Consider the following 13,457-nt stretch of genomic DNA (forward strand, 5'->3'; position numbering starts at 1 on the left):
TCCTGCCTCAACGTTCGGATTCGGCCACGCCCAGCTCGCCCAGGAGCCGGTCGCGCAGATCGGCGAACTCCGGGGAGCGGCGGGGGAGGTGTTCGGGGAGCGAGACGCGCGCGTCCAGCGAGATGCGGCCCTCGGTGAGGACCATGACGCGGTCGGCGAGCGCGACCGCCTCCTCCACGTCGTGCGTCACCAGCAGCACCGACGGCCGGTGCACGGCCCACAGGCGCCGCAGCAGCGCGTGCATCTTCAAGCGGGTCAGGGCGTCGAGCGCCCCGAACGGCTCGTCCAGGAGCAGCAGCTCGGGCTCGCGCACCAGCGCCCGCGCCAGCGCGGCGCGCTGGCCCTCGCCGCCGGAGAGCGTGTGCGGCCAGGCCTTCGCCTTGTCGGCCAGGCCGACTTCGGCGAGGGTCTCGACGCCGCGGGCCTTCGCGGCCGCGCCCTTCTGTCCGAGCAGGACGTTCTCCAGGACCCGCTTCCACGGCAGGAGCCGGGCGTCCTGGAACGCGACGGCCCTGCGCTTCGGCACGCTCGCCTCGCCGTCGAACTCGGTGTCGAGGCCCGCGAGGACCCGCAGGAGCGTGGACTTGCCCGAGCCCGAGCGGCCCAGGAGCGCGACGAACTCGCCGGGGGCGATGTCGAGGTCCACGCCTTTGAGGACGTGCTGGGCGCCGAAGGACTTGTCGAGTCCCCTGACCGCCACGGCGGCCGGGGCCGCGAGGTCCGCGTCTAGCGCGCTTCGAAGGTCCGTCGCCACGGCAGGACCCTCCCTTCGATGAGGCGGACCAGGCGGTCCGAGACGAGGCCGAGGAGGCCGTAGACGACGAGGCCGACGACGATGACGTCGGTCTGCGCGAAGCTGCGGGCCTGGGTCATGAGGAACCCGATGCCGCTGGTGGCGTTGATCTGCTCGGAGACGACCAGGACCAGCCAGGAGATCGCGGTCGCGAACCGCAGGCCGGTGAAGAACCCCGGGAGCGCCCCGGGCAGGATCACCTGCCGCACCAGCCCGAGCCTGCCGAGTTCGGCGGTGCGGGCGAGTTCGGCGAAGCGCGGGTCGAGGCCGCGGATCGCGGCGTGCGTGTTGACGTACACGGGGAACGCGGTCGCGAAGACGACCAGGAAGATCTTGACCTCCTCGCCGATGCCGAACCACACGATCGCCAGCGGCACCAGGGCGAGCGCGGGGATGGCGCGGAGGATCTGCATCGGGCCGTCGATGAGGTCCTCGCCGAGGCGGAAGAGCCCGGCGACGACGGCGAGGAACGCGCCGACGCCCACGCCGAGCGCGAGCCCCGCGGCGGCGCGGCCGAGCGACACCAGCAGGTGCTCTTGGAGGCGGCCGGTCTCCAGCAGCTCGCCGCCCGCGGCGATGACGGTGGAGGGCGCGGCGAGGGTCTGCTCGGGGATGAGCCCGGTGGCCGAGCCGATCTGCCACAGCGCGACCAGGACCACCGGTCCGATGAGGACGCGGAGTCGGTCGAGTCGCAGCTTCGCGGCGACAGACCGTATGTCTACTTGTCCGATGTTCTTGATGGGAATTGTGGTCACGATGGCCCCAACGGGTTTCGGGGATCCCCCCGCCGGCCGAAGGTGCGGACGGTCCGGCGGGGGGAAACTCTGTGCGGTTGTGAAGGTCTGAAGCGGTCTAGCGGTCCTGGTGCAGGCCCCAAGACCTGCGGATGCGGTCGTCGGCGGCCCTGAACACCGCATCCACCAGGATGCCGATGAACAGGATGGTGAGAATCCAGGTGAGCACCCGCGCCGCGTCGTTGAACTCCCTGGCGCCCTGCATGAGCGCGCCCACCGAGCCCTGCCCGGCCACGATCACCAGCAGCTCCCCGGCCATGAGCGACCGCCACGCGAACGCCCAGCCCTGCTTCAGGCCCGACACGAACGACGGCAGCGTCGCGGGCAGGATCACGTGCCGGTACAGGCCGAAGCCCTTCATGCCCAGCACCGCCCCCACCCGCTTCCACGCCGGCGGCACGTAGTCGATCCCCGAGATGATCCCGTTCGCGATCGACGGCACCGCCCCGAGCACCACCACGAACAGGATCGCGGACTCCGAGATCTTGAACAGCAGGATCGCCAGCGGGAACCACATGATCGACGGCATCGTCTGGAGCCCGGTGATGAGCGACCCGATCGCCGCCCGCAGCGGCTTGAACCGCGCCACCGCGATCCCCAGCACCGAACCCACCAGCACCGACAGCGCGAAACCGGTCAGCGCCCGCTGCAACGTGATGAGGATGGCCTGCCAGTAGTCCGGCGTCGCGGCGTACGCGGCCAGGTCCTCCCACACCGTCAGCGGCGAGGGCAGCACCCACGGCGCCTTCCACTCGCTGAGGAACAGCAGCTGCCACGAGCCGATCACCAGCACCAGCGCCAGGACCTTCGGCCACGTGCCCGACCACAGCCGCGCGCCCAGGCGCCCCAGCCGCGTCTCGGTCACCGGCGTCCGCTCCAGCTCGTCCAGCCCTGCCACCCAGTTCTGCGAGGTGTCCTTCTCCTTCTTCACGGCCTCAACCGGCATGGCGCGACACCTCCTCGCGCAGCGCGTCGGTGATCTCGGCGGCCAGCGCCGCCACCGGCGCCGAGTCGATCCGCCGCGGCCGGTCCATCTCGACGTCGTACACGTTGAGCACCCGGCCCGGACGCGAGCTCAGCAGCACGACCTGGTCGCCCAGGCGCACCGCCTCGCGCACGTTGTGGGTCACGAACAGCACCGTCAGATGCTGCTCACGCCAGATCCGCTCCAGCTCGTCGTGCAGGATGTCGCGGGTCATCGCGTCGAGCGCGCCGAACGGCTCGTCCATGAGCAGGACCGAGGCGTCCTGCGCGAGGGCCCTGGCGAGGGCCACGCGCTGGCGCATCCCGCCGGACAGCTCGTGGGGGCGCTTGTGCGCGAACCCGGTGAGCCGCACGGTCTCCAGGAGCTCCTGCGCGCGGTCGCGTCGTTCAGCCCGACCGACGCCCCTCACGCGCAGTGCGATCTCGACGTTGCCCGCGACGGTGAGCCACGGGAACAGCGCCGACTCCTGGAACATCATGGCGACCGGCTGGTCGACGTGCTCGATCGCGCCGCCGGAGATGTCGTCGAGTCCGGCGACGAGCGAGAGCAGGGTGCTCTTGCCGCAGCCGGAGGCGCCGAGGAGGCAGGTGAAGCTGCCGGGGCCGACGCTGAGGGAGACGCCGTCGAGGGCCGTGACGGCGCCCGGGCCCCGGCCGTAGCGCTTGACCACGTCGGTCAGCACCACGGCTCCTGGGGCCCGGGCGGTGTCGGCGACCCGCGCTTCGGTGCGGGTCTGCGTCATGCCAGGTCACCCGCCGAGACTTCGGTTTCGCCGCGGTCGGCGAGCACCTGGTTGAGGGCGTCGAGCGCGTAGATGCCCTTGAGGTCGACGTCGTCAAGGAGCCCGACCTCGACCGCGTGGTCCTTGCTGCCCTGGAGGGAGGCGGCGAGGGGGTCGGCGGTGAAACTGAGGTTCGCGAAGGCGGCGGCGATGACGTCGTCGTCCAGGCGCTTGTCGGTGAGGGCCTCGATGCGGTCGTTGGAGGCGGTCTGGGCCTCCTCGGGGTTCGCTTCGATGTAGTCCAGGGCCGCGACGTGCGCTTCGATGAAGGCCTTGACGAGTGCGGGCTGGGCGTCGAGGAACGTCTTGGAGACGATGATGTGGGTGGTGACGAACTCGCCGCCCTCCCACAGCTCGCGCTCGTTGAGGAACTCGACGGCGCCGTTCTTGAGGATGAGCTGCGAGTAGCGCGGCTCGACGGCCCAGGCCGCCTCGACGGTGCCGTCGTCGAAGGCCGCGGCGACCTCGGCGTTGTCGACGGGGGTCACGGAGACGTCGCCGCCGCCGTTCTCGTCGGTCTCGAAGCCCTGGTCCTTGAGCCAGTAGCGGGCCGCGACGTCCTGGGTGTTGCCCAGCTGCGGCGTCGCGAGGGCCTTGCCGCGCAGGTCCTCGACCTCGGTGATGTCGGGTTTGACGACGAGGCCGGCGCCGCCGGAGGTGGAGCCGGCGATGATGTGGAGGGCCTGGCCGCCGGACTGGGCCCAGCCGTTGATGGCCGGGTTCGGTCCGATGTAGGAGATGTCGATGGCGTCGGCGAAGAGCGCCTCGATCGCGGAGGGGCCGGCGTTGAAGACGGTCTCCTCGATCGTGACCTCGGCGGGGAGGGCGTCCTTGAAGACCTCGGCCTGGAGGCCGACGAGGGCGGGGGCGTGGGTGATGTTCCCGAAGTACCCAAGGCGGATCGTGCCGCTGGCGGTCGAGGCGTCGGCGTCGGCGGCGGCCTTCGCGCCGTCCTCGTCCTCGCCGCAGGCGGCGAGCACGGGGGCGGCGGCGAGGGCCGCGCCTGCGGCGGCGATGACGCTTCGGCGCTTGAGGGGGCGCGGGCTGGCGTTGCTCATGGGGAGTCTCTCTGCGTTGTAGGGATTGTCGGCGGAGCGGAAGGACCCTGCCGGGGAATTCCTAGTAGTCCGACTACTCCGACTAATCTAGTGGGAATAATAGGGTTGCCCCGGAGGCCGGGGCAACCCGCGTCCCGCGATGTGGTCGCGGAGACGGTGGTCTGGCTCGCGAAACGCGCGCCGTCCCAAAGGGATTCCGGTAGATGGGACGGTTCCGTCCCATTTGCGGCGCTAGCGGGAGTGGGCGAGGACGCCCTTGACCGCCGCTTCGAGGGCCTCGCGGCGCCGCGGGTTCTCCGGGCGGGCCAGGCCGTAGTGCTCGCGGAGCGTGCTCCCGGCGTACTCGGTGCGGAAGCGCCCCTTGTCCTGGAGGATCGGCACCACCTGGTCCACGAAGGCCTCCAGGCCCGAGGGCAGCACGGCGGGCATGATGTTGAACCCGTCCGCGGCGAGGCCGTTCCCGTCGCCGTCGAACCACTCGAAGATCGCGTCGGCGACCTGCTCGGGGGTGCCGGTGAACGTCCGGTGCCCCCTCCCGCCGCCGAGGCGGCCGATGAGCCGGCGCACCGTCAGGCGCTCGCGGCGCGCCAGGTCCACGATGAGCGTGAAGCGGCTCTTGGCGCCTTCGATCTCGTCCTCGGTCGGCAGGTGCTCGGGCAGCTCGCGGTCGAGGTCGAGTTCCGACGGGTCGAGCTTGAGCTGCTTGGCGAGGTTGTTCAGCGCGTACTGCGGGACGATGAGCCGGTCGAGTTCGGCCTCCAGCTCCCGCGCCTCGGCCTCGGTGGCGCCCAGGACCGGGACGATGCCCGGCAGCACGAGCACCGCGTCCGGGTCGCGCCCGGCGGCCTTCGCGCGGCGCTTGATGTCGGCGTAGAACGCCTGCGCCTCCGCGAGGGTCTGCTGGGCGGTGAAGATCGCCTCGGCGTGGTTGGCCGCGAACGCCTTCCCGTCCTCGGAGGACCCGGCCTGCACGAGCAGTGGGTGCCCCTGCGGGGACCGGGGCACGTTGAGCGCCCCGGCGACCTGGAAGTGCTCGCCCTCGTGCCCGGCCGGGTACAGCAGCCGGTCGTCGCCCCAGAGCCCGGACTCCTTGTCGGCCAGCACGGCCGCGTCGTCCCAGGAGTCCCAGAGCTTCTTGGCGACTTGCAGGAACTCTTCGGCGCGGGCGTACCGCGAGGCGTGCGAGGGCAGCTCGTCGAGGTTGAAGTTCCGCGCCGCGTCCAATGTGGCGGTGGTGACGATGTTCCACCCCGCGCGGCCGCCCGAGAGGTGGTCGACCGAGGCGAAGCGCCGCGCCAGGTTGTACGGCTCGTTGTACGTCGTGGAGGCCGTGGCGATCAGGCCGATGCGCTCGGTCTGCGCCGCGATCGCCGCCAGGACCACCGTGGGTTCCAGGGAGCCGGACGGTCGGCGCCCGATGGTGCCCCACAGGGTCGGCGAGTCGGCGAAGAAGATCGAGTCGAGCCTTCCGCGCTCGGCGATCTGCGCGAGCCGCGTGTAGTGGCGGATCGACGTGGACGAGTACGGGTCGGACTCGGGGAGGCGCCAGGACGCCTCGTGGTGCCCGGTGTTCATCAGGAACGCGTTGAGGTGCAACTGCCTCGGCTCGTCGGTCATGACTCCTCCTTCTCGGTTTCGGTGGTGCGGGGGCTGTCGAGGCCCAGCGCGGACAGCAGCTCGGTGCGGATCGCGGCGAACCGCGGGTCAGAGGGGTCGCGGGGGCCGTCGAGGTCGATGCGCCGCTCCGTGCGCACGTGCCCCTGGTCGAGGACCAGGACCCGGTCGGCGAGGACGATCGCCTCGTCCACGTCGTGCGTCACCAGCAGGACCGCGGGGCGGTGGCGTTCGTACAGGGCCCGCAGGAGGCCGTGCATCCTGATGCGGGTCAAGGCGTCCAGGGCCCCGAAGGGCTCGTCGGCCAGGAGCAGTTCGGGTTCGCGCACGAGCGAGCGCGCCAGCGCCACCCGCTGCTGCTCGCCGCCGGACAGCTCGCGCGGCCAGGCCCGCTCCCGCCCTTCGAGGCCGACTTCGGCGAGGGCCTCCTTGCCCTTCGCCTTGGCGCCGGGGCCTTCGAGGCCGAGGACCACGTTGCGCAGGACCCGCTGCCACGGCAGGAGCCGGGAGTCCTGGAATACCACCGAGACCTGTTCGGGCACTTCGATGTCGCCCGTGCCGGTCGCGTCCTGGTCGAGGCCCGCGAGGGCCCGCAGGAGCGTGGACTTGCCCGAGCCCGAGCGGCCCAGGAGGGCCACGAACTCGCCGCGCTCGATGGTGAGGTCGAGCCCGGCCAGGACGGGCCGGTCGTCGGTGAAGGAGCGGTACAGGTTCCTGGTGCGGACGGCCGCGGTGGCGGTCAGTCCTCCAGTGTGCGTCGCCATGTCAGGGCCCTCCTCTGGACGATGCGGACGACGGTGTCGGAGGTGAGGCCGAGCAGGGCGTAGAGGACGAGGCCGACGATGATGATGTCGGTCTGCCCGTAGGTGCCGGCCAGCAGCATCATGTAGCCGATGCCGCTGGTGGCGTTGACCTGTTCGACCACGACCAGTGAGAGCCACGAGGAGGTGACGGCGAAGCGCATCCCCAGGAAGAACCCGGGGAGGGCGCCGGGCAGGACCACGCGGCCGAGGAACGAGGCGGGGCGCAGGCGCAGCGTCTCGGAGAGTTCGGCGTAGCGCCCGTCGATGGAGCGCAGGCCGTTGTGGGTGTGGATGTAGATCGGGATGAGCACGCCGAGCGCGATCGTGATGATCTTCATCCGCTCGTCGATGCCGAACCACAGGAGCAGGAGCGGCAGCAGCGCGAGGTTGGGGATGGACCGCTTGATCTGCACCGGTCCGTCCACGATGGCCTCGCCCCAGCGGCTCAGGCCTGAGACGATCGCGAGCGCGAGCCCGGCGAGCACCCCGAAGGTGAGGCCGAGTGCGAAGCGGCGGGCCGAGACGAGCAGGTCGGGGCCGAGCCGGCCCGACTCCCACAGGTCCCATGCGGTCGCGACGACGGTCCACGGCGCCGAGAGGATGCGCGGGTCGATCCAGCCCTGGGCCGAGCCCCAGCTCCAGACGCCGAGGAGCAGGAGGGGTCCGACGAGGTAGCCGAGCGGGATGGCCTTGCCGGGGCCGAGGCGGCGCCGGCCCCTGGGGCGGGAGGCGCGCCCGCTGGCGGCCTCGTCGTGCTCGGGCGGCGGTGCCGGGCTGGGGCGGACCTCCTGGTCCGCGGTGTCGACGGCGGTCACGCGTTGCCCCCTTCGCCGTATTCGGCGATGCCCTCGGCAACGAGGGGCTCGAAGCGCCGGTCGTAGATGGTCGCGGCGTCGAAGGGCTCATTCCCGGTGCCCGCGGCGACGACCTCGATGGTCTCCTGGTGGCGTTCGATGGTCTCGTCCCAGGTCTCGGGGAAGTCCGGTTCGCCCTCGCGGTCGAACAGGTACTCGCCGTCCTCGTAGGGCAGGCCTTCGTGCTCGACGTACCAGGCGTTGATCCACTCCTCGCGGTTGGCGCGGGTCCAGAGCTTCGCGGCGCCCCACAGGCGCACGTACTCGGCGATGGCGGCGGCCTTGTCGGCGTCTTCGAGGACTTCGACGGGCGCGTACAGCGTCCACGGGTCGTCGCGGAGGCCGTGCGGAATGGTGGTGGCGCCGTCGGAGCCGTACTTGTTGAGGTAGGACCGCACCTGGGTGCCGCCGATCGGGGCGACGTCGACCTCGTTGCCGGCGAGGGCGTTGGAGTAGGTGTCGGCGGTGCTGGGGAGTTCGACGAGTTCGACGTCCTCCTTGGCGAGTCCGGCGCTGTCGAGGACGCGCAGGATGAGCGCGCCCTGCGCTTGGCCGGGGGAGAAGGCGATCTTCTTGCCGCGCAGGTCCTCGACCGTGGTCACGTCGACGCCGGGGGCGACGCCGAGGTCGTAGATGGGGTGTTCGAGCGGGTCGACGCGTCCGGCGGCGGCGACGATCTTGATGGGGAGGTTCGTCCAGGTGGCGTGGATCGGGGGGATGTCGGCGACGGAGCTGATGTCGAGGGACCTGGCGCGGAAGGCCTCGGAGGACTTGGGTCCGCCGGAGATGTTGGCCCACTCGTATTCGAAGGTCAGGAGGTCGACCAGGCCCGACAGCTCGAAGGCGAGCTGCTGGGACGGGTCGCCTATGACGAGCTTGGTCCCTTTCGGCACGGCGGTCGGCAGGTCGGCGTCGGCGCTGAGGACGGGGCCGCTCGGCTCGTCGGTGCAGGCGGCGAGCGCCAGGGCGGCGACGGCCGGGGCGCCGGCGAGCAGTGTGCGTCGGGTTGCGTTGGATGGCATCGGGTTCGGCCTTTCGGAAGGGCGGGGATCGGGGTCAGTCGAGCGGGGCGGCGGCGCAGTACCCGCCGGCGTGGTAGACGAGCGGATCGTGGGCGCCGCCGGTCTCGGCGTCGGCGACGAGGGCGAGGACGATGTGGTGGTCACCGGCCTCGATGCGGTCGGTCACGACCGCGCGCAGGAACGCGGGGGCGTTGTCGAGGACGGGTTCGCCCGACTCCAGGCGCGACCACAGCGTGGGGCCGCCGAAGCGGTCGATGCCGCTGGTGGCGAAGCGGGTCGCGATGTCGTGCTGGTCGGCGGACAGGAAGTTGACGGTGAGGCTGGCGGCGTCGCGCACGGTCGGCCACGCCGAGGAGGTCGCGGCGATCGCGAAGGAGACCAGCGGCGGGTCGAGCGACACGGAGGTGAGCGAGGTGGCGGTGAACCCGGCCGGGCCGGTCCCGGCGTCGGCGCACACCACGGTGACTCCGGCGGGGTGGGACCGGAAGAGGGCCCGGAAGTCGGCGGCGCCGACGGTGCCGGTGTGCCCGCGGTGCGCGGTGGCCCGGTGGATCGCGGGGCCGTCGGCGGCGAAGGCGTCGAGCGCGGTGTCGATGCGGGTGCTCATGCCGAGGCCCCGATCGGCCTGCGACCGAAGGCGAGCGCATCGGCGAGGTCGGCGAGGTGCGCTTCGGTCCAGGCGCCGAGGCGGGCGTCCAGTTCGGGCAGTTCGCCTTCGACGAGGGTGAGCGAGGGGACGGGGGTCTTCGCGCCGAGTTCGGCGAGGACCGGTCGCAGGTGGAGGTCGGCGAGGAGCCGGTGCTCGCGCGAGGCGGCGACGGTGACCGGGACGGTCACGGTGCCTTCGAGGGCCTTGGGCGGCAGCTGGTCGAGGAAGAGTTTGAGCAGCCCGGTGTAGCTGCCCTTGTAGACGGGGGTGGCGACGATGAGGACGTCGCCGGAGCGGATCTGCCCGAGGAGGCGTTCGAAGCCGCCGTGCGGCGGTTCGAGTCCGGTGAGGTACAGCTCGGCGAGGTCGACGGATTCGGCGCGGGGCTCGGTGCCGAGCCCGGCCGCGATCGCCGCGGCCAGGGCCTCTGCGGTGGTGAGGGTGCGCGAGAGGCGCTTCGGATTGCCGACGACGGTGGTGACGTTGAGGTTCGCGGTCATGGGGGAGTCCTTCGATGGGTGGCGTGCGGAGGCGCGCCCGGTGCCGGGCGCGCTGGGTCTGGGGGAGTGGGCACGAGGCGGCCCGATGGCGGTCCGCGCAGGCGGACCCGGCGGGGGCCGGGCGGCGCGTCCCGCTCAGGGGTCGTCGCGGCCCGGCCGCGTCCGCGGTCGGATTGAAGTGGAGTTGTGAGGCCCTTGGCGGGCTAGCTCATTCGAAGAGGACAGAGGGCGCTCGCGGCGCGCATCTGATCGATCTCGCGCCGCCGCGTGAGGATGCCGGCGGTCGTCATGCGAACAACATTAGCAGTAATCCTATGGAATTACTAGGAATTCCTAGATGCTGAGAACCCGGTCCTCGGCGGGCGAGATCCCCGTGGCGGCCCGGTACTCCACGTCGCGGCTCTTGGTGAACCGGTAGCCCACGCCGCGCACGGTCGACACCAGCGCGTCGAACTCGGCGAGCTTGGCGCGCAGGCGCCGCACGTGGACGTCGACGGTGCGGCCCGGCAGGCCGGTGTCCGGGGTCTCCCAGACGTACTGGAGCAGTTCCGCTCTGGTGTGGACCATCCCCGGGTAGCGCGCGAGGAAGGCCAGGAGCGAGAACTCCAGGCGGGTCAGGCCGATCGCCTCGCCGTGGACGAGGACCTCGCGGCCGGGCACGTCGATGACGAGCGCCGGGCGCCGCGCCGGCGCGGCGGCGATCTCGGCGGGGACGTCGAGCGAGGCCGGCACGCCCTCGGAGGCGACGGCGACGCGCCCGCCCTGCTGGGCGAGGACGCCGAGCGCGGCGGTGAGGCGCCGTGCCAGGCGCGGGTCGTCGGCCGGGATCTCGACGGTGACGGTGATGGTCGCGGTGCCGGAGCGGCGGAGGACCGGGGGACGGGTGCGGGTCTGGACGGGAGTCATGGGAGCGCCTTCGCATTCGGTTTCGGTGGGAGTTCCGGGGCGGGCGGCGTCGTCGGCGCGCGCGGGTGGGCGCTTCCGAACTCGGTGACGGGATCGTCCGATCGCCTTGCGGCTCAGTGGACGGGACCGGCGGCACCGCCCGGTCGACACAGGGCCGAGTCCGAGCGGGAGTAGTCGATGTGGCGCCGCCTGGTCCGCTCGGGACCGGGGCGCCCGCCGATGCGGTTCACCCCGTGAGCATATCCTATTAATCAAGTAGGATTCAAGTGCTCTGTTCGACATGCCCCGGAACAACACGAAGGGAGCCGCGCACCATGCAGGTCTCCGCACGCGGCGAGTACGCCGTTCGCATCGCAGTCACCCTGGTCGCCGGTCATCCGAACACCGTCTCGGCGAGCGCGCTCGCCGCCGAGCAGCAGCTGCCCCGCAAGTTCGCCGAGGTCATCCTCGGCGACCTCCGCAGGGCCCACCTGGTCGAGAGCGTTCGGGGAGTGGAGGGCGGCTACCGGCTCGCCCGCGCCCCCGGCCGGATCTCGGTGGGGGAGGTGCTGCGCGCCGTAGACGGTCCACTGTCGGAGGTGCGCGGGCGCCGACCCGAGGAGACGAGTTACGAAGGGGCCGCGGTGAACCTGCCGCGGCTGTGGGTGGCCGCGCGGGCGGCGGTGCGGTCGGTGCTCGACGAGGTCTCCCTGGCGCAGGCCGCGTCGGGCGATTTCCCGGTCCAGGTCGCCGAACTGACCTCGGTGGACGATGCCTGGCTGCCCCGCTGAGGTTGCGCGCGGCGCCCGCGGCCCGTAATATCTATATATCCTATTGAAGAGATAGGAATACTGACCGGACTCGTCCGACCGGAAACAGCGGCCGGAGTCGTCCGGTCGGGAACACCGGCCGGACCAGTCCGGCCGGGTCGGCCCGGGAACTCCCCGTCCCGGGCCGAACACGCCACGTCTGGAGGTCAGCATGTCCGACGCCTCGCTCCGCGACCGCGCCCAAGCCCCGCCCCTGACCGAGGCGGCGGCGGCCGAGCGCGTTGCCGCAACGGCCTTCGGCCCCAGCGGTCCCGCGCTCGTCGGCGCCGAAGTGGAATGGCTCGTCACCAGCACCGCCGACCGGCGCCGCCGCGCCGACCCCGAGTCCCTCAAGGCCGTCCTCGGCGTCCGCGACGCCCTGCCCCGATGTACCAGGCTCACCTTCGAGCCCGGCGGCGCCCTCGAACTGAGCACCCCGCCGCTCGCGGGCGTCCGCGCGTGCTTCGACGCCCTCGAAGCCGACCGCGCCCGCGTCGGCGCCGCCCTCGGCGACGAGGGCTACGAGCTCCTCGGCCTCGGCCTCGACCCGGTCCGCCTGCCCCGCAGGGTCCTTCGCGACCAGCGCTACCAGGCGATGGAGGAGCTGTTCGACCAGGACGGCCGCGCCGGGCGCTGGATGATGGCGAACACCGCCTCCGTCCAGGTCTGCCTCGACACCGGACGCGACGGCCCGGGCCCCGCCGGGATCGCCGCCCGCTGGGTCCTCGCCCACCGCCTCGCCCCGGTCCTCATCGCCGCCTTCGCGAACTCGCCCCTGCGCCGCGGCGCGCCCAGCCTGTGGCGCTCGACCCGCCAGCACGTGTGGACCGCGATCGACCCCACCCGCGCCCGCCCCGTCCCGCACGCCCACGACCCCGGGCGCGACCCGCGCGAGGACTGGGCCCGCTACGCCCTCGACGCGCGCGTCATGGCCCTGCGCGGGCCCGGCCGCTGGACCGTGCCGCGCGGCCTCACCTTCCGCGGCTGGCTCCGCAGCGCCACCCTCCGCCCGCCCACCGCCGACGACCTCGACTACCACCTCACGACGCTGTTCCCGCCCGTACGCCCCCGCGGCGCCTACCTCGAACTGCGCATGATCGACGCCCAGCCCGGCCCCGACTGGATCGTCCCCGTCGCCGTCGCCGCGGCCCTCTTCGACGACCCGGCCGCCAACGCCGCCGCCCACGAGGCGCTCGAACCCCTGTGGCGCAACGCGACCCCCGGCGACCTCTACCTGCGGGCCGCCACGGCGGCCCTGCTCGACGCGCCGATCGCGGCGGCGGCGAGAGCCTGCTTCGAAGGCGCCAGGGCAGCCCAGACCGACCCGGCCGTCGCCGAAGCCGTCGACCGTTTCACGGAGTCCTTTGTGGCGAGAGGCCGAACGAGGGCCGACGAACTGGTGACCGGCGGCTAACGCCGAGCGCCGCAGCAGCGCCGTGCCCGCGATCGCGGCCGCGGCGGCGATGAGGAGCGCCGCGGTCGCAAAGGGGCCGTACCAGGACGGGACGCCGTCGCGCACGTACTCGGCGACCCACTCGTCGGCCTCGCCGGAGGTCGCGATCGCGAAGCGCCAGCCGAGGTCGAGCACGCCGGGGACCACCGCGAGGAGCACCGCCAGGACCGTGACGGCCCGCGCGTACCGGAACGCGCCGCGGCCCTTGGCCGCGAACACGGCGGCGGACGCGAACAGGACCGCGAAGAGCGCCGAGCCGAGGATCGCCAGCCAGTACGGCCCGTACCAGGAGAGGGGCGCGAACTGCTCGCACGCCTCCACGAAGCCCGGGTTCGACTCGGAACCGCACCCGGCGCTGGCGTCGGCCGCGAAGTCCGCGTAGAGCACGACCTTCACGATCGCCAAGGCCGCGAAGAGCACCGAGGCGACCCACAACCCCGCCACCGCCCAAGACCTG

15 protein-coding genes are annotated in these 13,457 nt (G+C 72.3%); 3 read left to right on the top strand and 12 right to left on the bottom strand.

The window, feature by feature from the left end:
• Positions 1-7: 7 nt before the first annotated feature.
• The 12 genes from E9998_RS18075 to E9998_RS18130 all read right to left on the bottom strand — a co-directional run bounded on the left by E9998_RS18075 (position 8) and on the right by E9998_RS18130 (position 10,759).
• On the bottom strand, positions 8-754 hold the full coding sequence (locus E9998_RS18075) for an ABC transporter ATP-binding protein (protein WP_136531098.1): 747 nt from the start codon (positions 752-754) through the stop codon (positions 8-10).
• Positions 727-1,548: an ABC transporter permease gene (locus tag E9998_RS18080; RefSeq protein ID WP_204745519.1), complete on the bottom strand. Its 822-nt coding sequence runs from the start codon at positions 1,546-1,548 to the stop codon at positions 727-729. Before E9998_RS18080 ends, E9998_RS18075 begins: the two co-directional genes overlap by 28 nt.
• A gap of 97 nt (positions 1,549-1,645) precedes the next feature.
• Positions 1,646-2,533 (bottom strand): ABC transporter permease, encoded by an 888-nt coding sequence (locus tag E9998_RS18085; RefSeq protein WP_136531100.1) that lies wholly within the window; start codon positions 2,531-2,533, stop codon positions 1,646-1,648.
• Entirely contained in the window at positions 2,523-3,314 is a 792-nt protein-coding gene (locus E9998_RS18090) for an ABC transporter ATP-binding protein (RefSeq protein WP_136531101.1), read from the bottom strand. The genes E9998_RS18085 and E9998_RS18090 overlap by 11 nt, the downstream gene beginning before the upstream one ends.
• A complete protein-coding gene (locus tag E9998_RS18095) occupies positions 3,311-4,411 on the bottom strand; it encodes an ABC transporter substrate-binding protein (RefSeq protein WP_136531102.1) in 1,101 nt (366 codons plus the stop codon). Before E9998_RS18095 ends, E9998_RS18090 begins: the two co-directional genes overlap by 4 nt.
• 231 nt (positions 4,412-4,642) lie before the next feature.
• Entirely contained in the window at positions 4,643-6,028 is a 1,386-nt protein-coding gene (locus tag E9998_RS18100) for an LLM class flavin-dependent oxidoreductase (protein WP_136531103.1), read from the bottom strand.
• Positions 6,025-6,789 carry an ABC transporter ATP-binding protein gene (locus E9998_RS18105; protein WP_136531104.1) on the bottom strand — a complete coding sequence of 255 codons (765 nt, stop codon included), beginning with the start codon at positions 6,787-6,789 and terminating at the stop codon, positions 6,025-6,027. The genes E9998_RS18100 and E9998_RS18105 overlap by 4 nt, the downstream gene beginning before the upstream one ends.
• Positions 6,765-7,643: an ABC transporter permease gene (locus E9998_RS18110; RefSeq protein WP_136531105.1), complete on the bottom strand. Its 879-nt coding sequence runs from the start codon at positions 7,641-7,643 to the stop codon at positions 6,765-6,767. The genes E9998_RS18105 and E9998_RS18110 overlap by 25 nt, the downstream gene beginning before the upstream one ends.
• A complete protein-coding gene (locus E9998_RS18115; protein WP_136531106.1) occupies positions 7,640-8,704 on the bottom strand; it encodes an ABC transporter substrate-binding protein in 1,065 nt (354 codons plus the stop codon). Before E9998_RS18115 ends, E9998_RS18110 begins: the two co-directional genes overlap by 4 nt.
• 34 nt (positions 8,705-8,738) lie before the next feature.
• Entirely contained in the window at positions 8,739-9,311 is a 573-nt protein-coding gene (locus E9998_RS18120; RefSeq protein ID WP_136531107.1) for a flavin reductase family protein, read from the bottom strand.
• Positions 9,308-9,853: an NADPH-dependent FMN reductase gene (locus E9998_RS18125; RefSeq protein WP_136531108.1), complete on the bottom strand. Its 546-nt coding sequence runs from the start codon at positions 9,851-9,853 to the stop codon at positions 9,308-9,310. Before E9998_RS18125 ends, E9998_RS18120 begins: the two co-directional genes overlap by 4 nt.
• A 333-nt stretch (positions 9,854-10,186) precedes the next feature.
• Complete coding sequence (locus tag E9998_RS18130; RefSeq protein ID WP_136531109.1) at positions 10,187-10,759, bottom strand: winged helix-turn-helix domain-containing protein; 573 nt, start codon at positions 10,757-10,759, stop codon at positions 10,187-10,189.
• Between the two features lie 314 nt (positions 10,760-11,073).
• Between E9998_RS18130 and E9998_RS18135 the strand changes: the two genes are divergently transcribed.
• The 3 genes from E9998_RS18135 to E9998_RS18145 all read left to right on the top strand — a co-directional run bounded on the left by E9998_RS18135 (position 11,074) and on the right by E9998_RS18145 (position 13,382).
• The gene (locus E9998_RS18135; protein ID WP_136531110.1) at positions 11,074-11,529 is read left to right on the top strand and encodes an RrF2 family transcriptional regulator; all 456 of its coding nucleotides are present in this window, start codon (positions 11,074-11,076) and stop codon (positions 11,527-11,529) included.
• A gap of 190 nt (positions 11,530-11,719) precedes the next feature.
• Positions 11,720-12,961, top strand: coding sequence for an ergothioneine biosynthesis glutamate--cysteine ligase EgtA (gene egtA, locus E9998_RS18140; RefSeq protein WP_136531111.1), 1,242 nt, complete (start codon positions 11,720-11,722; stop codon positions 12,959-12,961).
• A gap of 22 nt (positions 12,962-12,983) precedes the next feature.
• Positions 12,984-13,382 carry a hypothetical protein gene (locus E9998_RS18145; RefSeq protein WP_136531112.1) on the top strand — a complete coding sequence of 133 codons (399 nt, stop codon included), beginning with the start codon at positions 12,984-12,986 and terminating at the stop codon, positions 13,380-13,382.
• Positions 13,383-13,457: the final 75 nt, after the last annotated feature.

Origin of the sequence: Glycomyces paridis (genome assembly GCF_004912155.1) — a bacterium.
GTDB lineage: Bacteria > Actinomycetota > Actinomycetes > Mycobacteriales > Micromonosporaceae > Glycomyces > Glycomyces paridis.

What these genes read in the sequence shown, in the direction of transcription:
- E9998_RS18095 (WP_136531102.1), bottom strand. Translation starts at nt 4,411, where the DNA reads ATGAGCAACGCCAGCCCGCGCCCCCTCAAGCGCCGAAGCGTCATCGCC.
- egtA (WP_136531111.1), top strand. Translation starts at nt 11,720, where the DNA reads ATGTCCGACGCCTCGCTCCGCGACCGCGCCCAAGCCCCGCCCCTGACC.
- E9998_RS18135 (WP_136531110.1), top strand. Translation starts at nt 11,074, where the DNA reads ATGCAGGTCTCCGCACGCGGCGAGTACGCCGTTCGCATCGCAGTCACC.
- E9998_RS18085 (WP_136531100.1), bottom strand. Translation starts at nt 2,533, where the DNA reads ATGCCGGTTGAGGCCGTGAAGAAGGAGAAGGACACCTCGCAGAACTGG.
- E9998_RS18105 (WP_136531104.1), bottom strand. Translation starts at nt 6,789, where the DNA reads ATGGCGACGCACACTGGAGGACTGACCGCCACCGCGGCCGTCCGCACC.
- E9998_RS18130 (WP_136531109.1), bottom strand. Translation starts at nt 10,759, where the DNA reads ATGACTCCCGTCCAGACCCGCACCCGTCCCCCGGTCCTCCGCCGCTCC.
- E9998_RS18100 (WP_136531103.1), bottom strand. Translation starts at nt 6,028, where the DNA reads ATGACCGACGAGCCGAGGCAGTTGCACCTCAACGCGTTCCTGATGAAC.
- E9998_RS18115 (WP_136531106.1), bottom strand. Translation starts at nt 8,704, where the DNA reads ATGCCATCCAACGCAACCCGACGCACACTGCTCGCCGGCGCCCCGGCC.
- E9998_RS18120 (WP_136531107.1), bottom strand. Translation starts at nt 9,311, where the DNA reads ATGAGCACCCGCATCGACACCGCGCTCGACGCCTTCGCCGCCGACGGC.
- E9998_RS18090 (WP_136531101.1), bottom strand. Translation starts at nt 3,314, where the DNA reads ATGACGCAGACCCGCACCGAAGCGCGGGTCGCCGACACCGCCCGGGCC.
- E9998_RS18125 (WP_136531108.1), bottom strand. Translation starts at nt 9,853, where the DNA reads ATGACCGCGAACCTCAACGTCACCACCGTCGTCGGCAATCCGAAGCGC.